Genomic DNA, 19,432 nt, shown 5'->3' on the forward strand with positions numbered 1-19,432 from the left:
ATGGCCGCAGAGCATGGTCGGGAGCACGTGACGGCCGACATGCTCTTCTCGCTCAGTGAGAGACGAGCCTGCGGCCGATGCCGCGCGCCGCCGTCCGCAGGGCCGGGATCTGCGCCCGGGCCTCGGCGTCGTTGGGCACGATGACCGCCAGCGCGGCCACCACCGCGCCCGACCGGCCGCGCACCGGCACCGCGATGCCGCAGGCGTCGGGGTGGATGAAGCCGGGGCAGAAGGCCACGCCCTCGCGCCGCACGTGGTCGAGCGCGGTGCGCAGCGCGGCGGGTGTGCCGATGGTCTGCGGGGTGAACGTGCGCAGCGGCCCGTCGATGGTGCGCTCCTGCAGGTCGGCGCCGGCGTGCGCGAGCAGCACCAGACCCGAGGACGACGCGTGCAGCGGCAGCCGGCCGGCGATCCGGGTGTAGTTCACCACCGCGCCCGGGGCCGAGAGCCGTTCGAGGAACAGCACCTCGGCGCCGTCGAGCACGCCGAGCTGGGTGTGCTGCCCGACGACGGCGTGCAGGTCCTCCATCAGCGGCATCGCGGCCTCGCGCAACGACAGCGCGGGGGAGGCGCGCGACCCGAGCTCCCACAGCCGCAGGCCCAGGCCGACCCTGCGGTCGGTGTCCCGGCGCAGCAGGCCCAGCTCCACCAGCTCGGCGACCAGCCGCGACGCCGTCGCCACGTGCAGCCCGGCCCGCCGGGCGATCTCCGAGACCCCGAGCGTCGTCTCGCCGGGCCGGAACGCGTCGACCACCCGCACCGCGCGGCCCACCACCGACTCGCCCACGGCTCAGTCGAAGGGGCCGGTGCCGGCGCGGCTGACCTCGCCGGGCACGCCGTCGGCGGCGTACTGGGTCAGGCCGTCGCCCAGCACGTAGCCCCAGCCGTCGACCAGGTCGGGCACCACCGGGTCGCCGCCCGCCGCGCTGTTCAGCGTCACCGCGACCCCGAGCGGTGCGGCCACCACCACGGTGGCGCCGAACGTGGAGGAGTCACCGGCGTAGGAGGCGCACCGGGTGACCACCGTGGCCGTCGCCGGGTCGGTGCCCGCGGGCAGGGTCTGCGTCCCGCACGGCGCGCCCGAGCCGTCGTCGTAGGAGGTCGCGGTCGAGGTGGCCACCGCTCCACCGGGCAGGACGGCGGCGACCGTCACGGCGTGGGCGGTGGTGCCCCCGGGGGCGGGGAAGGTGCCAGACCCGAGCACCGTGACGTCCAGGTCGGCGAGGTCGACGCCGGTGGGGCGGGTGATCTCGGCCAGCGCGAACTCGAACGCGGTGGCGTCGACCGGTGCGCTGCCCGACCGGGCCGGCGGCGGGTCGACGACGGTCAGGTCGCTGTTGCTGATCGAGGACGGTGACCCGGTGCCGGCCGGTCCGCCGTCGCGGGACAGCCGGAACACGACGGCCGACCCGGTCCGGGCCCCGGCCAACGGCAGCGCGGCGACGCCGTCGTCGAGGTCGAGGGGGGCGAAGTCGCGGCCCGCCGTCCCGTCCGCGGCCACCACGAAGCCGTCGGAGAGCTCGACCTGGTCGCCGGGCTCGGCGACCAGGAGCACCGCCGTCCGTCCGTCGATCGTCGCCAGCAAGGACCAGGCGGCGGGCGGGTCGGCGGCGAACGCGTCGCCGGTCCGGAGCAGGTCGGCGGGGTCGGCCCCCTCGGGGCCGACGAACCACGAGGTGGTCACGCCGTCGCCGTCGGGCAGCACCAGCAGGGCCCAGCGCAGCCCGGCGGCGTCCCCCGCGTAGAGCAGCCGGGCGTCGTCCAGGCCGGGGTCGAGGGCGTCGCGCAGCCCGGCGACGAACTCCGGGTCGTCGGCCAGCGACCCGCGGGCCGGACCCGACACCGGCGCGTCGGGGGCGACCGACCTGTTGTCGGCCGCGGCCGGTGCCGGGGCCGGCAGGGCGTCGGGCAGCCAGACCGCCCCCGCCCCGAGGACGGCGACCGCGCCCACCGCCAGCAGCACCCGTGATCGGCGGCGGGTGCGCACCGCGCGGACGCCCGCGGCGACGTCGTCGTCGGTGAGGTCGCGCAGGTCGGCCAGCGCCGCGAGGCCCTCCAGCCGGCGGGGCAGCTCGGCCGCGGGGATGCCGAGCCGGTCGGGCAGGGCGGCCAGGTCGACCCCGGGCACCAGGGCGGCCACCCGGTCGGCGTGCAGCCCCTCGTGCCAGCGCAGGACGGCGGCCGTGCGGTCGGCGCGGGGGAGCCCGTCCAGCGCCGCGGCGGTGCGGCCGGCGGTGGCGACGTCGTCGGTCGAGAGCCACCACGGGTCGCCCGACGTCCCGGCGATCGAGGTGTCCCGGGCCAGCCGTCGGCGGAGGTGGGCCCGGACCAGCCCCTCGAGGCCGCCGCCGCGGGCGAGGCCGCGGGCCAGCAGGTCGCGGGCACCGGTGTCGCTGCCGGCGAGCAGGTAGGCCGTGGGCAGCAGCTCCCGCCAGTCGTCCACGCGCACAGTGAACCCCGACCGGGCGGGCCGCGCGCCCCTGGTCGACCATTCGCGACGTGAGCAGCAGACGCGGACCCTGGCCGCACCGACTCGGACGCCGGCTCCGCGGGTCGCTGTGGCCCATCCCGGTGCTCGGCGTCGCGCTGGCCATCGGGCTGGGCATCGCCGTCCCCGCGCTGGACGAGGCGCTGGGCGGGGACACCCCGTTCACCTTCGCCTTCGGCGGCGGGCCCTCGGCCGCCCGCGACGTGCTGGCCGCCATCGCGGGGTCGCTGGTGTCGGTGACCGGCCTGACGTTCTCCCTCACCGTCGTCGCGCTGCAGCTGGGCAGCAGCCAGTACTCGCCGCGGCTGCTGCAGACCTTCACCCGCGACCGGGTGGTGCAGCTGACGCTGGCCCAGCTGGTGCTCACCTTCGTCTACGCGCTGACCGTGCTGCGCACCGTCCGCACCCAGGACGACGCCGCCGGCACCACGGCGTTCGTGCCCCGGCTGTCGATCACGCTGGCCTACCTGCTCACCCTGGGCGCCGTCGTCGGGTTGCTGCTGTTCCTGGGCCACCTGGCCCGGTCGCTGCGCGTGGAGACGATGCTGCGCGACGTCCACGACGAGGCGATGCTGACCTACGACGAGGAGCTGGGCGCCGGGGCGACGCAGCCCGCGCCGACCCTGCCCGACGGCCCGGCCACCCCGCTGCCGGCCCGGTCCAGCGGGTTCCTGGTGCACGTCGACGAGGGCCGGATCGCCGCCGCCGCGGCCCGGTGCGACGCCGTCGTCCTGCTGCACGCCCGGATCGGGGACGCCGTCGTGGCCGGCGCCCCGGTCGCGCACGCCTGGCTGACCGGCGACCCCGGCCCGCTGCGGGAGGCGCTGGACGCCGGGGTGGAGCTGGACTTCGAGCGGCACGCCGACCGGGACGTCGGCCAGGGCCTGCGCACCGTGGTCGACGTCGTCTCGCGGGCGTTGAGCACCGGGGTCAACGACCCGACGACGGCGGTGCACGGGCTGGGCCACGTGTCGGCGCTGCTCGGCGACCTGGCCCACCGCCCGCTGGGCCCGGGCGTGCACACCGGACCCGGCGGCGAGGTGCGGCTGGTCGTCCCGCAGTGGAGCTTCGCCGACCTGCTGCACCTGGCCCTCGAGGAGCCGGTGCAGTACTCCGAGGGTTCTCCCGCGGTGCTGCGCCGGCTGGCCGCCCTGCTGCGCGAGGTGGCCTGGCGCGCTCCGCACGGGCTGGCCGACGACGACCTGCGGCACTGGTCGGACCGGTTGGCCGTCGTCGCCGGACGCACCGCCGACCTGCCGCCGGGCCAGGTCGAGGTGTGGCGGGGTGAGCTGGAGGACGCGCTCGCCGGGCGGTGGGCCCCGCGGTGACGGCCGAGGTGGTCGCCCGGCTGCGGGCGGCGGGGTGCGTGTTCGCCGAGGACGAGGCCGCGCTGCTGGTGGCCGACGGCCGCGACCTCGGTGCCCTGGTTGACCGCCGGGTGGCCGGCGAACCGCTCGAGCAGGTGCTGGGCTGGGTGGGGTTCTGCGGGTTGCGGGTGCTGCTGGACCCCGGCGTCTTCGTGCCCCGCCAGCGCACGGCGCTGCTGGTCGAGGAGGCCGTGCGGCTGGGCGGCCGGGTCGTCGTGGACCTGTGCTGCGGCTCGGGCGCCGTCGGCCTGGCGGTGGCCGCCGGGCTGGGGGACGTCGAGCTGGGGGACGTCGAGCTGGTGGCCGCGGACGTCGACCCCGCCGCGGTGGCCTGCGCCCGCCGCAACGGGGTCGCCGCGACGGCCGGGGACCTCTTCGACGCCCTGCCCGGGCAGCTCCGCGGCCGGGTCGACCTGCTCTGCGTCAACGCCCCCTACGTGCCCACCGACGCGATCGCCGACATGCCGCCCGAGGCCCGGGACCACGAGCCGGCGACCGCGCTCGACGGCGGTGCCGACGGCCTGGACCTGCACCGCCGGGTCGCCGCCGGCGCCCGGGACTGGCTGGCCCCCGGTGGATCGCTGCTGCTGGAGACGAGCCGCCGCCAGACCCCGGGCACCCTGGCCGCGGTCGTCGCCGGGGGCCTGACCGGCCGGGTGGTCACCGACGACGACCGCGGCGCCGCGGTCGTGGTCGGCACCCGGGTCACGCCCGGGCGCTGACCAGGCGGGCGGTGTCCTCGGTGATCAGGTCCATGTTCAGCTGGGCGCCGGCCATCAGCCCGGCGCCCATCGACGCGACCACCTGGGCCATCGGCTCCGTCGAGTTGCCCGCCACCCAGACACCGGGCACCGGGGTGCGGCCGGTCGGCTCCGCGGTGATCTTCGTGGCGAGGACCAGGTCACCCATCCGCAGCTCCTCCACCGGCAACCCGAGGCCGGTGAGGTGCTCGGTGCGGGCCCGGGCGAAGGAGGTGACGACCAGCGCCACCCGGGGCACCACCTCGCCCGAGACCAGCCGGACGCCGGTCAGCCGGTCGTCGGTCACCTCGACACCGCCGACCCGACCCTCGACCACTCGCACACCGCGCGCCGTCAGCGACGCGGTCTCCTCCGCGCTCGGTGCGTAGGTGTGCGCGAACAGCACGACGTCCGGGCTGAGCTGGGAGAACATCATCGCCGAGTGCACCGACATCGGGCTGGTCGCCAGCACGCCGACGGCCTGGCCGCGCACCTCGTAGCCGTGGCAGTACGGGCAGTGCAGCACGTCCCGGCCCCACCGCTCGGCCAGGCCGGGGACGTCGGGCAGCTCGTCGACGGCGCCGGAGGCGATCAGCAGCCGCCGCGCGGTGAGGGTGCCGCCGTCGGCCAGCGACACCTCGAACCCGCCGTCCACCGCCCGGGCGTCGGTCACCCGGCCGGGCAGGACCCGCCCGCCGTAGGACTCCAGCTCCCGCCGCCCGGTGGCCAGCAGCTCCCGCGGCGGGATCCCCTCGTTGCCCAGCACGTTGTGCGCACCGTCCGCCGCGGCGTTGCGCGGCTGGTCGTCGTCCACCACCACGACCGAGCGCAACGACCGCGCCAGGGCCTTGGCCCCGCTGAGCCCGGCCGGACCACCACCGATGACCACCACGTCTGCATCCATGCCACGACGATGCGGCCGTCCTGGCCGGCGAGGCAACGAACCATGCCGTTCCGGCAAACCGTGGCGTGGGCGCCTCAGACGGTGACCCGCCCGACCGGGACGACCGGGGTGCGGCCGAGCTCGGACTTCGCCAGCGAGCGCAGGTGCACCTCGTCGGGGCCGTCGAACAGCCGCATCGCCCGGTGCCAGCCGGCCATCGCGGCCAGCGGGGTGACGTCGGTGACCCCGGCGCCGCCGTGCACCTGGATGGCCCGGTCGATGACCCGCCCGGCGGCCCGGGGGACGGTGACCTTGGCGATCGCGATGAGGTCCTTGGCGGCCTTGTTGCCCTGGGTGTCGATGACCTGGCAGGCCTGGTGGCAGACCAGCCGCGCCTGGTCGATGTCGATGCGGGACTCCGCGATCTGCTGCTGCACGACGCCCTGCTCGGCCAGCGGCCGGCCGAACGCCACCCGCTCCTGCACCCGGGCGACCATCATCGCCAGCGCGCGCTCGGCCGCGCCCAGGGCGCGCATGCAGTGGTGGATGCGGCCGGGCCCCAGTCGGGCCTGCGCGGCGGCGAACCCGCCGCCCTCCTCGCCGACCACGTTCGACACCGGCACCCGCACGCCGTCGAAGCGGACGACGCCGTGCCCGTGCTGGTCGTGCTGGCCGAAGACCGGCAGGTCGCGCTCGACCACCACGCCCGGGGTGTCGCGGGGGACCAGGACCATCGACTGCTGGCGGTGCTTCTGCGCCGCCGGGTCGGTCTTGCCCATCACGACCAGCAGCGCGCAGCGGGGGTCGAGCACGCCCGAGGTCCACCACTTGCGGCCGGTGATCACGTACTCGTCGCCGTCGCGCTCGATGCGGGTCTCGATGTTGGTGGCGTCGCTGCTGGCCACCGCGGGCTCGGTCATCGCGAACGCCGACCGGATCTCGCCGGCCAGCAGCGGCTCCAGCCACCGCTGCTGCTGCTCGGGGCTGCCCAGCAGGTGCAGCAGCTCCATGTTGCCGGTGTCGGGGGCGGCGCAGTTGATGGCCTCGGGCGCCAGCTCCAGGCTCCAGCCCGAGAGCTCCGCGATCGGGGCGTACTCCAGCTGGGTCAGCCCCGATTCGCTGGGCAGGAACAGGTTCCACAGCCCCTGGGCCTGCGCGGCCTTCTTCAGCCGCTCCACCACCGGGGGCGCGTCGTGCCCGTCGGGGCCGGCCGCGCGGCGGTGCGCCTCGTACTCGGCCTCGGCCGGCAGGACCTCGTCTCGGAGGAAGTCGACCATCCGGGCGTGCAGGTCGAGCGCGGTGCTGGACGGGGTGGCGAGCGGGTGCGTCATCATTCAGCCTTCCTGAACACGTGCTCCGGTGCACGGTCGCGGCACGCTAGCAGCGGGGTCCGACGGTCCCGGGGGAGGAGGCGGCGGTGGAACCCGGCATCGGTGCGTCGATCCGGCGGCTGCGCACGGCGCGCGGGGTGAGCCTGCGCGCCCTCGCGGCCGGGCTCGGGGTGAGCCCGGCGACGCTCAGCGCAGTGGAGAACGGCCACACCGGGGTGAGCGCGGTCCGGGTGGCGGCGATCGCCGACCTGCTCGGCGTCCCGGTGGGGCGGGTGTTCGACCCGGACGGCCGGTCGGGCCCCGGACCCGGCGTCCTCGTCGGTCCACCGGTCGTCCCGCCGGGGGAGGAGGACGGCGACTGGCGGCACTACGGCCCGCTGCGGCTGGACCCTGCGCTGACCGCCGCGCTGGCCACCTTCGTCGAGGTCGGCTACCACGGCTCGACCATCCGGACCATCGCCGCGCACGCCGGCCTCTCGGTCTCGGGGCTCTACCACTACTACGAGAGCAAGTACGACATGCTGGTCGCGCTGCTGGACCGCACGATGGTCGACCTCGACGCGCGCATGCGGGCCGCCCGGGCGGAGGGCGACGGCCCGCTGGGCCGGGTCGCGGTGCTGGTCGAGTGCCTCGCGCTGTTCCACGGCCACCGCCGGGGGCCGGCGTTCCTCGGGGCCAGCGAGATGCGCAGCCTGCGTCCGGAGGACTACCTGCGGGTCGCCGCCGTCCGGCGGGCCCAGCAGCGGGCCGTGGACGAGGAGGTCGCCGCCGCGGTCACGGCGGGAGAGCTCCGGGCGGCCGACCCGGGGACGGCGGCCCGCGCCGTCGTGACGCTCTGCACGGCCATCCCGCAGTGGTACCGGCCCGGCGGCCCCCTGCTGCCCGAGGAGCTGGCCGGGCAGTACGTCGGGTTCGCCCTCGCGCTGCTCGGTGCAGCACCGTTGCAGCGGCCTTGACCCCTCTCGCATGTGACCTGCATCATCGCGCACACCAGCCGCGACCGGACAACCGTTCGGTCCGCCGTCTCGACGAGGAGACCCCGTGACCAGCACCGAGAAGCCCCCCGTGCCCGAGATGACCGACCTGCTCGCCGACGCCCCCACCAACTGGGGCAAGTGGGGCCCGGACGACGAGGTCGGCGCGCTGAACTACCTCACCGCGGACGAGGTGCTGCGCGGCATCCAGCACGTCAAGAAGGGCGAGGTGCACACCCTGCAGCGGCTGATCGGCGACCCGAAGGGCGACCCGGTGTGGCCCGGTCGCACCCCGGCCGAGCGCACCCAGATCCTCGACGAGTCCAGCTGGGACGGCGCCGACGGCCCGGCCTTCCCCGGTGGCCTGCACTACGCCGACGACAAGATCAACGCCTTCCTGCAGGGCTCGACGCAGTACGACGCGCTGGGCCACGTCTGGTACGGCGGGCAGATCTGGAACGGCTACGACGCCCGCACCTCGGTCGGCGGCCTGCACAAGGCCAGCGTCGAGCCGATCGCGCAGAAGGGCGTCGTCGGCCGCGGCATCCTGCTGGACATGGCCCGCTTCCGCGGCAAGGCCACCCTGGACAAGGCCGAGACCTTCACCCACGAGGACCTCCAGGCGTGCGCGAAGGCCCAGGGCGTGACCATCGAGAAGCGCGACGTGCTGGTCATCCGCACGAACTTCCTGCAGCTGTTCCACGAGCAGGGGGACGCGTTCTACGAGGGCTTCTGCGAGCCGGGCCTGGTCTACAGCGACGGCCTGGTGCGCTGGTTCCAGGACATGGAGATCCCCAACCTGGTCACCGACACCATCGCCAACGAGGTCACGTTCGACCCCAACAACGGAACCGCGCTGCCGCTGCACTGCGCCCTCATGCGCAACCTCGGGGTCACCCTGACCGAGATCGCCGACCTGGAGTCCTTGGCGGCGAGCTCGGCCGAGGACGGCCAGTACACGTTCCTGTACGCCGCGGCCCCGCTCAAGGTGCACCTGGGCTCGGGGTCGCCGGTGAACCCGCTGGCCATCAAGTGAGCGGCTACGCCGAGAAGCCCTGGCTGGCCCTCTACGGCGAGGACCAGCCGGCCTCGATCACCCCCGAGCACGACACGCTGCTGGCGGTGTTCGAGGCCACCCTGGCCGCCACGCCCGACGCCGTCGCCATCCGGTACTTCGACGGCACGCTCAGCTACGCCGACCTCGACGCCGCCTCCGACGCGCTGGCCCTGGGTCTGCTCGAGGGCGGGTTCGCCCACGGCGACCGCATGGGTCTGTACGTGCAGAACGACCCGGCGTTCGTGATCGGGCTGCTCGGCGCGTGGAAGGCCGGCGGGTCGGCGGTGGCGATCAACCCGATGAACAAGGCCGCCGAGCTCACCTACCTGCTCACCGACTCCGGGGCCACCGCCCTGCTGTGCCTGGACGAGCTGTACTCGTCGGTGGCCGCCGGTGTGCTGCCCGAGACCTCGGTGACCACGGTGGTGACCTGCTCCGGGCTGGACCGCCAGACCCGGGGCGACGCCCGGCTGTTCGAGGGGACGACGAAGACCACCCCCGAGGGCACGCAGGACCTCGACGGGCTGGTCGAGCGGTTCGCCGGTCAGCAGCCACCGCCGGTGCAGCTGTCCGGCGACGACATCGGCGTCCTGACCTACACGTCGGGGACGACGGGGCGGCCCAAGGGCGCGATGAACACCCACTCGACGATGGTGTTCAACGCGTGCACCTACCGGGAGTGGATGTCGCTGGGCCCGGACGACGTCGTCCTCGGGGTGGCCCCGCTGTTCCACATCACCGGGCTGATCGGGCACGTGGCGATCGCGATGCTGGTGGGCTGCCCGCTGGTCGTCGCGCACCGGTTCCACCCCGACGTCGTCCTCGAGGCGATCCGGGAGCACCGGCCGACGTTCACGGTGGGCGCGATCGCGGTGTTCATCGCGCTGGGCAACGCCGAGGGGGCCACCCGCGACGACTTCACCTCGCTGCGGGCGGTGTACTCCGGCGGGGCGCCGATCGCGCCGGCGGTGACCGACCAGCTGGAGGAGAAGCTCGGCGTGTACGTGCACAACATCTACGGGCTCACCGAGACCAACAGCCCCTCGCACGGGGTCCCGTTCGGGGTCAAGGCGCCGGTGGACGAGAACTCGGGTGCGCTGAGCGTCGGGGTGCCGGTCTACGACACCGTCGTCCGGGTGCTCGGCGAGGACGGCGAGGAGGTCCCGGTCGGCGAGGTGGGCGAGTTCGCCACCTCCGGGCCGCAGGTGGTGCCCGGCTACTGGGAGCGGCCCGAGGCCACCGCGGAGTCCATCCCCGGCGGCGAGCTGCGCACCGGCGACGTCGGGTTCATGGACGCCCAGGGCTGGTTCTTCCTGGTCGACCGCAAGAAGGACATGATCAACGCGGCCGGCTACAAGGTCTGGCCGCGCGAGGTCGAGGACGTCCTCTACGGCCACCCGGCGGTCCGCGAGGCCGCGGTCGTGGGCATCCCCGACGAGGTGCGCGGCGAGACGGTCAAGGCCTACGTCTCGCCGAGGCCAGGCGCCACCATCGACCCCGACGAGGTCATCGCCTGGGCGAAGGAACGCATGGCCGCCTACAAGTACCCGCGCTTCGTGGAGGTGGTCGACGAGCTGCCCAAGACCACCACCGGCAAGATCCTCCGGCGCGAGCTGCGCGCCCGGAACTGACCGGTCGGCGCGGTGGCCCAGGGGCAGTGGGCCACCGCGCGGACGACGGGTGGTGGGCCATGCATGCGGCATGATCTCGGCGTGGTCATGACCCCGGGTGAGCGCGAGGTCGCCTCGGCGCGGCTGGCCGTGGCCACCGAGGCAGCCGGACTGGGCCTGTGGGACTGGGACCTGGTGACCGACGCGCTGGTCTGGGACGACCGCAGCATCGCGATCTTCGGGTTGACCGACCAGACCCTGACCGGCCGCATCGACGACATCGACCGCGGCATCCACCCCGACGACCGGCCGGTGGTCCAGGAGGCCCTCCAGACCGTCATCGCCGAGGCCGGCCGGCTCGACGTCGAGTTCCGGGTGCGCTGGGCCGACGGCACGGTGCGGTGGGTGTCGGCCCTGGGCCGGGTCCTGCGGGACGGCGCCGGGCGACCCGTGCGCATGATCGGCACGAACGCCGACGTCACCGACGCCCGCGAGGCGGCCCACCAGCAGTTCGCCGACGCCCAGCGCATGGGCGGGCTCATCGCGGTGGCCGGGGCGCTGGGCCGCGTGCAGAGCATCGAGGGTGCGTTGGCCGTCGTCAGCCGGCACGCCGCGGACACCCTGGGCACCAGCGGGGTCATCCTCTGCCTGGTCGACGACGACCGCTCACCGGTGACCACCTACGCCGACGCGCCGCTGGACGACGCGACGCTCGACCGGGTCCGGCGGCTGCCGCGGGACTTCCCTCTGCCGATGGTGGACTCCGCGGTCCGCGGCCGGTCGCACTTCGTGCCGGACCTGGAGACGGCGGCCCGCGAGTTCCCGGGCGGGGCCGAGGTGTGGCGCCGGTCGGGGGTGCGGTCGGGCTGCTCGGTGCCGCTGCGCTCGTCCACCCGGCTGATCGGCTCGCTGGCCCTGGGTCACCGGGTCGACCGGCACTGGCGGCCGGCCGACCGGGAGTTCGTCGGTGCGCTGGCCTCGCTCACCGCCCAGACGCTGGACCGGATCGCCTCCACCGAGGCCGCCGGCGAGGCGCTGCGGGCGGTGGCCCGGATGTCCGAGACCCTGCAGCGCTCGCTGCTGACCGCGCCGCCCGAGCCCGACCACCTGCACGTGGTCACCCGGTACCTCCCGGCCGCGGCCGACGCGCAGATCGGCGGCGACTGGTACGACGCGTTCCTCGGCCCTGACGGCGCCATCCACCTGGTCATCGGCGACGTCACGGGGCACGACCGCGAGGCCGCGGCCACCATGGGTGCGCTGCGCAACCTGCTGCGCGGCATCACCTGGGCCACCGGCGGCACACCCGCGGAGGTGCTCACGACGCTGGACCGGGCGATCGCCGGCCTGGACGTCGGCACCCTGGCCACGGTGCTCGTCGCCCGGGTCGAGCAGGGCGAGGGCGACCGCACGGTCGGCCGGCGCACGTTGCGGTGGTCCAACGCCGGTCACCCGCCCCCGCTGCTGGCCGACGACCAGGGCCGGGTGCAGCTGATCGAGGGCCACGACCTGCTGCTGGGCGTCGACCCCACCGTGCACCGGCACGACCGCACCGTGGTCATGGAGCCCGGCAGCACCCTGCTGCTGCACACCGACGGCCTCGTCGAGCGCCGCGGCGAGGACCTCGACACCGGCACCGCCCGCCTGGTGGCCACCGTGCGGCGGCTCGTGCAGGCCGGCACGCCGCTGGAGGACCTCTGCGACCGGGTGCTGGCCGACCTCCCCGCCCGCCCCGAGGACGACGTCGCGCTCATCGCCCTCCGCGCCCACCCCGAGGACCGCCCCCGCCCCGCCGAGGCCGGTCCGGCCGTCGTCCCCGACGGGATCGTCACCTCCGCCGGGTAGCGTCGCGTCCACCACGGCAGTGCGCAGGAAACCGGTGCGATCCCGGTGCGGTCCCGCCACTGTGAGCCCCTCGGGGTGAGCCAGACACTCCGGCTGCCGTGTCCGACGAACTCCGGGCGCGGACCCGGGGGAAGGCATGGAATGCGCACCTTCACGCTGCTGTCCACCTCCGACACCGACCTCCTGGCGGCGCGCTCCAGCGACTCCGACTGGCGGCTGGGCAACCCCTACCGGGTCGGCGACCTGGTCGAGTTCGCGCGGGGCACCGACCTCGTGGTCGTCCGGATCCTGGGGTCCCGCCGCAAGTACGAGGACATGGTGGCGCCGCTGCTGGGCCTCGGCGTCCCGGTCGTCGTGCTGGGCGGTGAGCAGCTGCCCGACGCCGAGCTCATGGAGCTCTCGACGGTGCCGATGGGCGTGGCCACCGAGTCGCACGCCTACCTGGCGCAGGGCGGGCCGGACAACATCGTCCAGCTGCACCGCTTCCTGGCCGACACCGTGCTGCTGGACGGCGAGGGCTTCGACCGCCCCGCCGTCGCCCCCGACTGGGGTCTCCTGGAACGACCCACGCAGGCCACCGGGCCGCGGGTCGCCGTCCTGTACTACCGGGCGCACCACCTGGCCGGCAACACCGCGTTCGTGCACGCGCTGAGCGAGGCGATCGAGGCCGCCGGCGGCGTGCCCGTGCCGGTCTACTGCGCGTCGCTGCGGTCGGTGGCCCCGGAGATGATCGACGTGCTGCGCACCGTCGACGCGATGGTCGTGACGGTGCTGGCGGCCGGCGGTTCCCGCCCGGCCACCGCGCAGGCCGGTGGGGACGACGGCGCCTGGGACGTCGGGGAGCTGGCGGAGCTGGACATCCCCGTCCTGCAGGGCCTGGTGCTCGGCACCCCGCGGGAGACCTGGGCGGCCAACGACGACGGGCTCTCCCCGCTGGACGTCGGCAACCAGGTCGCCATCCCCGAGTTCGACGGTCGGATCATCACCGTGCCGTTCTCGTTCAAGGAGGTCGACGACGAGGGCCTGACCTCCTACGTCGCCGACCTCGAGCGCTGTGCCCGGGTCGCCGGCATCGCCGTGGCGCACGCCCGGCTGCGGCACACCGCCCCCGCCGACCGCAAGATCGTGGTCATGCTGTCGGCCTACCCGACCAAGCACTCCCGCATCGGCAACGCGGTCGGCCTGGACACCCCGGCGTCGGTCGTCCGGCTGCTGGCCGCGATGGCCGGGCAGGGCTACGACATCGGCGCCTTCGACGGGCCCGGTTCGCTGCCCGGCGTGGCCGACCTGGACGGCGACGCCCTGGTGCACGCCCTGATCGAGGCCGGCGGCCAGGACCCCGACTGGCTCACCCAGGAGCAGCTGAGCGGCAACCCGGTGCGCATCCCGGCCGCCGACTACCGCGCGTTCTTCGACACCCTGCCGGCCGAGCTGACCGACCGGATGGTCGAGCACTGGGGCCCGCCGCCCGGCGAGCTGTTCGTCGACCCGACCGACGACTGCATCGTGTTCGCGGCACTGCGGGCCGGCAACACCGTGGTGATGGTGCAGCCCCCGCGCGGGTTCGGCGAGAACCCGATCGCGATCTACCACGACCCCGACCTGCCGCCCTCGCACCACTACCTGGCCGCCTACCACTGGCTGCGCTCGGAGTTCGGCGCGCACGCGGTGGTGCACGTGGGCAAGCACGGCAACCTGGAGTGGATGCCCGGCAAGACCGTCGGTCTGTCGGCGTCCTGCGCGCCCGACGCCGCGCTGGGCGACCTGCCGATGGTCTACCCGTTCCTGGTCAACGACCCCGGCGAGGGCTCGCAGGCCAAGCGCCGCGCGCACGCCGTCCTGGTCGACCACATGGTGCCGCCGATGGCCCGCGCCGACACCTACGGCGACATCGCGCGACTGGAGCAGCTGCTCGACGAGCACGCCAACATCGCCGCGATGGACCCGCCGAAGCTGCCCGCCGTCCGGCAGCAGATCTGGACGCTGATCCAGGCCGCCAAGCTCGACCACGACCTCGGCCTGGACGACCGCCCGCACGACGCCGAGTTCGACGAGATGATCCTCAACGTCGACGGCTGGCTCTGCGCGATCAAGGACAGCCAGATCCGCGACGGCCTGCACGTGTTCGGCTCCCCGCCCGAGGGGGACGCCCGGGTCGGCCTGGTGCTGGCGATCCTGCGCGCCCGGCAGATCTGGGGCGGCTCGGTCGCCATGCCCGGTCTGCGCGAGGCGCTGGGCCTGGTCGAGGACGGCTCCGCCGGCCTGCACGAGACCGACGACGTCGAGGCCCGTGCGCTGGCCCTGGTCACCGGCATGGAGGAGGCCGGCTGGGTGTCCTCCGCCGTCGCCCCACTGGTCCTGGACGTGCTCGGCGAGCCGCACCCCGACGTCGAGCGGGTGCTGCACTTCGCCGTCGACGAGGTGGTGCCGCGGCTGGCCCGGACCACCGACGAGATCGACATGGCGCTGCACGCCCTCGACGGCGGCTACGTGCCGGCCGGGCCGTCGGGCTCGCCGCTGCGCGGGCTGGTCAACGTGCTGCCGACCGGGCGCAACTTCTACTCCGTCGACCCCCGCGCGGTGCCCTCGCGGCTGGCCTGGGAGACCGGGCAGGGCCTGGCCGAGTCCCTCCTGGAGCGGTACCGGACGGAGACGGGGGAGTACCCGCCGTCCGTCGGGCTGTCGGTCTGGGGCACGTCGGCCATGCGCACCAGCGGGGACGACGTCGCCCAGGTGCTCGCCCTGCTCGGCGTCCGGCCGGTCTGGGACGAGGCCTCCCGCCGGGTGACGAAGCTCGAGCCCGTCCCGCTGGCCGAGCTGGAGCGCCCGCGGATCGACGTCGTCGTGCGCATCTCCGGGTTCTTCCGGGACGCGTTCCCGCACGTCGTGACCATGCTGGACGACGCGGTGACCCTGGCCGCGGGCCTGGACGAGGACCCGTCGGACAACTACGTGCGGGCCCACGTCGAGGCCGACGTCGCCGAGCACGGGGACCGCCGCCGGGCCACCACCCGGGTGTTCGGCTCGAAGCCCGGCGCCTACGGGGCCGGGCTGCTGTCGCTGATCGACAGCCGCGACTGGCGCACCGACGCCGACCTGGCCGAGGTCTACGCGGTGTGGGGCGGCTACGCCTACGGCCGGGACCTGGACGGCGTCGCGGCCCGCCCGGACATGGAGTCCTCCTACCGGCGGATCGCGGTCGCGGCCAAGAACATCGACACCCGCGAGCACGACATCGCCGACTCCGACGACTACTTCCAGTACCACGGCGGCATGGTCGCCACGGTCCGCACGCTGACGGGTTCGTCGCCGAAGGCCTACATCGGCGACTCCACCCGGCCCGAGCACGTGCGCACCCGCTCGCTGGTCGAGGAGACCTCCCGGGTGTTCCGCGCCCGGGTGGTCAACCCGAAGTGGATCGCCGCGATGCGCAGGCACGGCTACAAGGGCGCCTTCGAGATGGCCGCGACCGTCGACTACCTGTTCGGCTACGACGCCACCACCGGCGTGGTCGCCGACTGGATGTACGAGAAGCTGACCCAGAGCTACGTGCTGGACCCCGAGAACCGCGCGTTCCTGGAGGAGTCCAACCCGTGGGCGCTGCACGGCATCGCCGAGCGGCTGCTCGAGGCCGCCGACCGCAAGCTGTGGGCCGAGCCAGACCCCCAGCTGCTCGCCGAGCTGAAGCAGGCCTACCTGGAGACCGAGGGCGACCTCGAGGCCGGCCCCCGCACCCCCGCCGAGAGGACCCCGTGATCCGCCGCTCCACCCTGCTCGTCCTGCCCGTCGCGCTGCTGCTGAGCGCCTGCGGTTCCGGTGAGGGCGGGGACGCCGCGGCGCAGCCGACCGCGACCTGCCAGAGCGCCGACCCCACCGCGCAGCCGCCGTCCTCGGTGTCCACCGACCTCGCCACCGAGCCCGAGGTGCCGGCCACCGACGCGTTGCCGCCGTGCGGGCTGGTGGTGGCCGACGTGGTCGTCGGCGACGGCGCCGTCGCGGAGGCGGGCTCGGCGGTCGAGGTCAAGTACGTGGGCGCGTTCTACGAGAGCGGCGAGGTGTTCGACGCGTCGTGGAACCGGGGCGCTGACGAGACCCTGCCTTTCACCGCCGGTGCCGGCCAGGTGATCGAGGGCTTCGACCAGGGTGTGCAGGGGATGGCCGTCGGCGGACGCCGGTACATCACCATCCCCAGCGACCTCGGCTACGGCGCGAACGGCCAGGGCCCCATCCCGGGCGGCGCCACCCTGGTCTTCGTCGTGGACCTGGTCTCCGTCAGCTGAGGCCGGCGGGGTGTCCGCGGATCCCTGCGGGTGTCCGGCCATCACGATGACCGGACACCCGCAGGAATTCGCTGACACCCGGCTCGCTCAGGCCAGTTCGACCGCTACCCGGCCGTGTCCACGGCCCTCGCGTCGGTCGCGCCACCCCGCCAGGACCGCCTCGACGGCTTCGGCGTGCCCGGAGATGCCCAGCGTCCGGTCCCCGCCGTCAGAGCTGCCGAACGGGTGGTCGTGCGCACCTGGGCTCCCCGACGAGCACGCTGCGCACAGCATGCGCACGCTGGTGGTCCAGTTCTCGCCGGTCAGTCCGGCTCGGTCGAGATCCGACAGCAGCTCGTCCAGGTCGTCGTCGTGCGAGACGGTGAGGACCACGCTGCAGGTGGGCACCGAGGACCTCTCCCACAACTGGATCTCGTCGAAGACCGGCACATCGTGGCCGTCGAGCACCCGTGTGCCGTGGGGATCGCCGTCGTGGAGGACGACGTCGCCGAACCGGTGTCCGGATGTCGGCAGGGGGACGTTGCGGATCTGGATGCGCGCCGGATCGACCCGGATGCCCCAGACGACCTCCGTCCCACACCTGCCCGTCGAGGGTCAGCTCCGGCTCACCGATGAACCGTGGCTCCGGGTTGAGCCGCACCGGGCAGGGACCGAGGTCGGCATCGACCGGGTCGTCGTCGGAGCCGTCGAGCTCGATGCCGAAGGCCCGCCAGGCCTTGCGGGCCGTCGGCCAGTCGCGCAACGCCGTCGCGGCGATGCCGAGGTTCCACGCCATCGGCTCGCCTTCGTGCTGGTCGGCGGGGATCCGCTCGAGACCGCGCACGCCGAGCTCGCGGGACGCCGTCCAGTCACGGCGCCACTTCGCGTACATGGCCCGGTCGAACCAGAAGGCCGCGTCACCGGGCGTCCGGCGCAGCACCTCCACCGCCATCGCGTCCAGCCGGTCGGCGCGCCCGGGCGCGCTCTCGGGTCCGCGGTCGATCCGGCGGTAGGCGCGGACGAGATCGGCCATCGACATGTCGCCGAGGGGTTGTTCGGCTCGCCTCCTCCAGATCATGGCGTCATCGTGCCGGTCGGGGTGGGCGGACACAGTTCACGCCCCGGCGGCTCCGGTCAATCGCCCGGCGTGACCGCGGCGGTGACGGTGCGGCGCAGCAGGTCCCGGCGCCGGTCGTGCACCGACTCGTCCTCGTCGGCGGTCGCGGCGTACACGTTGCTGACCGGTGACCAGGCCATCGACATCGCGATGACCAGGGCCATGACGTCGTGCGGGTCGCCGGCGACCACCCGGCCGGCCGCCTGGGCCGCGGCCACGGCGTCGAGCTTGACGGGCTCGAGCTGCTCGGTGTGCTCGGTCAGGTGGCCGGCGGGGCGCCGTTCGAGCCGGTACCAGGTGGCCAGCCGGATGAGGTCGGGGCGGACCAGGTACTCGTCGTAGAGCCGCACGGCCCAGTCGGCCAGGTCGTCGCCGTCGATGGGGACGACGTCGGTGATCCGGTGCAGCGACGCGGCGAAGATGGCGTCGAAGAGCTGGTCCTTGCCGCCGAAGTAGCCGTAGAGCTGGGCCTTGTTGGTGCGGGCCTCGGCGACGATCCGCTCGACCCGGGCGCCGGCGATGCCGTGCGCGGCGAACTCGGCGGTCGCCGCGGCCACGATGCGCTGCCGGGTGGCCTCGCCGCGGGCGGTCAGCTCCAGGTCTCCGGTCACCGTCCCAGGATAGACAGACCGGTTGGTCTGTTCTCGTGTACGGTCGGATCCGGGGCAGACCGAACGGTCTGTCTGTCGACGAGGAGGAACCGATGCGCACCACCACCGCCCTCGCCCTGGACGGCGACGCCACCACCGTCGCGCCCCGGTCGATCACCCGCCGCGAGCTCCGCCCGGACGACGTCGCCGTGCGGGTCGACTGGTGCGGCGTCTGCCACACCGACCTGCACGCCCTCCGCGCCCGGCAGGTCGGTGACCCGCTGCTGGTGCCCGGGCACGAGGCCACCGGCACCGTCCTCGCGGTCGGCGCGGAGGTCGCGGAGTTCGCCGTCGGGGACGTCGTCGCCGTGGGCAACATCGTGGACTCGTGCGGTGAGTGCGCGATGTGCCGGGCCGGGCAGCAGAACTGGTGTGCGCAGTTCCCGACGCTCACCTACGGCGGCACCGACCGGGTGGACGGCACCCCGACGCTGGGGATGTGGGCCGGCGAGGTCGTCGTCCGCGCGTCGTTCGTGCACCCGCTGCCGGCCGGGCTGGACCCGGCGGCGGCCGCACCGCTGCTGTGCGCCGGTGCCACGGTGTGGGAGCCGCTGCGTGCGGCCGGGGTGGGTCCGGGCAGCCGTGTCGCGGTCGTCGGGCTGGGCGGGCTCGGGCACCTGGCGGTCAAGCTCGCGGTCGCCCTGGGTGCCGAGGTCACGGTGCTCAGCCGGACGGCGGGCAAGGCCGACGACGCCCGCGCGCTGGGGGCGACCGCGCTGGTGACGAGCACCGACGAGCGGGCGATGGCCGCGGTGGCCGACACCTTCGACCTGGTCGTGGACACCGTCGCGGTCCCGCACGACCTGGGCCCGCTGCTGCGCACGGTGGCCGTCGACGGGGCGCTGTGCTCGCTGGGCGACCTGGGTCCGGTGACCGTGCAGATCATGGACCTGCTGGTCGGGCGCAAGAAGCTGACCTCCTCGGGCAGCGCCGGGCTGCCGGCCACCCGGGAGATGCTGCAGTTCTGCGCGGACCACGGCGTGGTCGCCGACGTGGAGGTCCTGCCCGCCGCCCGCGTGCAGCAGGCCCTGGACCGGCTGGCCGACGGCGACGTCCGCTACCGCTTCGTGCTCGACACCTCCGCGCTGGCCTGACCCGTCCGCGGGTGGGC

General features: G+C 74.6%; 15 protein-coding genes and 1 riboswitch. Of the genes, 9 read left to right on the plus strand and 6 right to left on the minus strand.

The features are described from left to right. Nucleotides 1-52: 52 nt before the first annotated feature. Both BLS67_RS13960 and BLS67_RS13965 read right to left on the minus strand, forming a co-directional pair. A complete protein-coding gene (locus tag BLS67_RS13960; protein WP_242654076.1) occupies nt 53-787 on the minus strand; it encodes an IclR family transcriptional regulator in 735 nt (244 codons plus the stop codon). A gap of 3 nt (nt 788-790) precedes the next feature. Then, nucleotides 791-2,443, minus strand: a complete 1,653-nt coding sequence (locus BLS67_RS13965) for a hypothetical protein (RefSeq protein ID WP_131801737.1) — start codon at nt 2,441-2,443, stop codon at nt 791-793. A gap of 56 nt (nt 2,444-2,499) precedes the next feature. On the opposite strand from BLS67_RS13965, the gene BLS67_RS13970 reads away from it, so the two are divergent. Together BLS67_RS13970 and BLS67_RS13975 are read left to right on the plus strand one after the other, a co-directional pair. Beyond that, a complete protein-coding gene (locus tag BLS67_RS13970; RefSeq protein ID WP_165617589.1) occupies nt 2,500-3,816 on the plus strand; it encodes a DUF2254 domain-containing protein in 1,317 nt (438 codons plus the stop codon). Continuing rightward, nucleotides 3,813-4,577, plus strand: coding sequence for a putative protein N(5)-glutamine methyltransferase (locus BLS67_RS13975; protein WP_091246425.1), 765 nt, complete (start codon nt 3,813-3,815; stop codon nt 4,575-4,577). Before BLS67_RS13970 ends, BLS67_RS13975 begins: the two co-directional genes overlap by 4 nt. Here the strand turns inward: BLS67_RS13975 and BLS67_RS13980 are convergent. Both BLS67_RS13980 and BLS67_RS13985 read right to left on the minus strand, forming a co-directional pair. Further along, nucleotides 4,561-5,499: an NAD(P)/FAD-dependent oxidoreductase gene (locus BLS67_RS13980; RefSeq protein ID WP_091246225.1), complete on the minus strand. Its 939-nt coding sequence runs from the start codon at nt 5,497-5,499 to the stop codon at nt 4,561-4,563. The genes BLS67_RS13975 and BLS67_RS13980 overlap by 17 nt on opposite strands. A 74-nt stretch (nt 5,500-5,573) precedes the next feature. Next, the gene (locus BLS67_RS13985; protein WP_207500580.1) at nt 5,574-6,809 is read right to left on the minus strand and encodes an acyl-CoA dehydrogenase family protein; all 1,236 of its coding nucleotides are present in this window, start codon (nt 6,807-6,809) and stop codon (nt 5,574-5,576) included. Nucleotides 6,810-6,895: 86 nt separating this feature from the next. On the opposite strand from BLS67_RS13985, the gene BLS67_RS13990 reads away from it, so the two are divergent. From BLS67_RS13990 to BLS67_RS14015, 6 genes are all read left to right on the plus strand, one after another. Beyond that, nucleotides 6,896-7,765 carry a TetR-type transcription factor C-terminal domain-containing protein gene (locus BLS67_RS13990; protein ID WP_091246231.1) on the plus strand — a complete coding sequence of 290 codons (870 nt, stop codon included), beginning with the start codon at nt 6,896-6,898 and terminating at the stop codon, nt 7,763-7,765. Between the two features lie 85 nt (nt 7,766-7,850). Then, a complete protein-coding gene (locus BLS67_RS13995; protein WP_242654077.1) occupies nt 7,851-8,819 on the plus strand; it encodes a cyclase family protein in 969 nt (322 codons plus the stop codon). Next, entirely contained in the window at nt 8,816-10,471 is a 1,656-nt protein-coding gene (locus BLS67_RS14000) for a class I adenylate-forming enzyme family protein (protein ID WP_091246234.1), read from the plus strand. Before BLS67_RS13995 ends, BLS67_RS14000 begins: the two co-directional genes overlap by 4 nt. Nucleotides 10,472-10,558: 87 nt before the next feature. Next, the gene (locus tag BLS67_RS14005; RefSeq protein ID WP_242654092.1) at nt 10,559-12,295 is read left to right on the plus strand and encodes a SpoIIE family protein phosphatase; all 1,737 of its coding nucleotides are present in this window, start codon (nt 10,559-10,561) and stop codon (nt 12,293-12,295) included. A gap of 26 nt (nt 12,296-12,321) precedes the next feature. Then, a riboswitch (cobalamin riboswitch) is annotated at nt 12,322-12,383 on the plus strand. A gap of 53 nt (nt 12,384-12,436) precedes the next feature. After that, nucleotides 12,437-16,051 carry a cobaltochelatase subunit CobN gene (cobN, locus tag BLS67_RS14010; RefSeq protein ID WP_091246240.1) on the plus strand — a complete coding sequence of 1,205 codons (3,615 nt, stop codon included), beginning with the start codon at nt 12,437-12,439 and terminating at the stop codon, nt 16,049-16,051. Further along, complete coding sequence (locus BLS67_RS14015; RefSeq protein ID WP_242654078.1) at nt 16,048-16,575, plus strand: FKBP-type peptidyl-prolyl cis-trans isomerase; 528 nt, start codon at nt 16,048-16,050, stop codon at nt 16,573-16,575. Before cobN ends, BLS67_RS14015 begins: the two co-directional genes overlap by 4 nt. 87 nt (nt 16,576-16,662) lie before the next feature. Here BLS67_RS14015 and BLS67_RS14020 read toward each other — a convergent pair whose 3' ends face one another. Beyond that, the gene (locus tag BLS67_RS14020; protein WP_091246243.1) at nt 16,663-17,022 is read right to left on the minus strand and encodes a hypothetical protein; all 360 of its coding nucleotides are present in this window, start codon (nt 17,020-17,022) and stop codon (nt 16,663-16,665) included. A 666-nt stretch (nt 17,023-17,688) separates the two neighbouring features. Then, nucleotides 17,689-18,282 (minus strand): TetR/AcrR family transcriptional regulator, encoded by a 594-nt coding sequence (locus tag BLS67_RS14030; protein WP_207500581.1) that lies wholly within the window; start codon nt 18,280-18,282, stop codon nt 17,689-17,691. Nucleotides 18,283-18,374: 92 nt separating this feature from the next. Here BLS67_RS14030 and BLS67_RS14035 point away from each other — a divergent pair, with 92 nt between their 5' ends. Then, nucleotides 18,375-19,415, plus strand: a complete 1,041-nt coding sequence (locus BLS67_RS14035; RefSeq protein WP_091246249.1) for an NAD(P)-dependent alcohol dehydrogenase — start codon at nt 18,375-18,377, stop codon at nt 19,413-19,415. Nucleotides 19,416-19,432 lie beyond the last annotated feature (17 nt).

Source organism: Klenkia soli (assembly GCF_900103975.1).
Lineage (GTDB): Bacteria > Actinomycetota > Actinomycetes > Mycobacteriales > Geodermatophilaceae > Klenkia > Klenkia soli.

Coding starts and splice junctions, on each gene's coding strand:
- BLS67_RS13980 (WP_091246225.1), bottom strand. CDS start 5,499: ATGGATGCAGACGTGGTGGTCATCGGTGGTGGTCCGGCCGGGCTCAGC.
- BLS67_RS13985 (WP_207500580.1), bottom strand. CDS start 6,809: ATGACGCACCCGCTCGCCACCCCGTCCAGCACCGCGCTCGACCTGCAC.
- BLS67_RS14005 (WP_242654092.1), top strand. CDS start 10,559: ATGACCCCGGGTGAGCGCGAGGTCGCCTCGGCGCGGCTGGCCGTGGCC.
- cobN (WP_091246240.1), top strand. CDS start 12,437: ATGCGCACCTTCACGCTGCTGTCCACCTCCGACACCGACCTCCTGGCG.
- BLS67_RS14035 (WP_091246249.1), top strand. CDS start 18,375: ATGCGCACCACCACCGCCCTCGCCCTGGACGGCGACGCCACCACCGTC.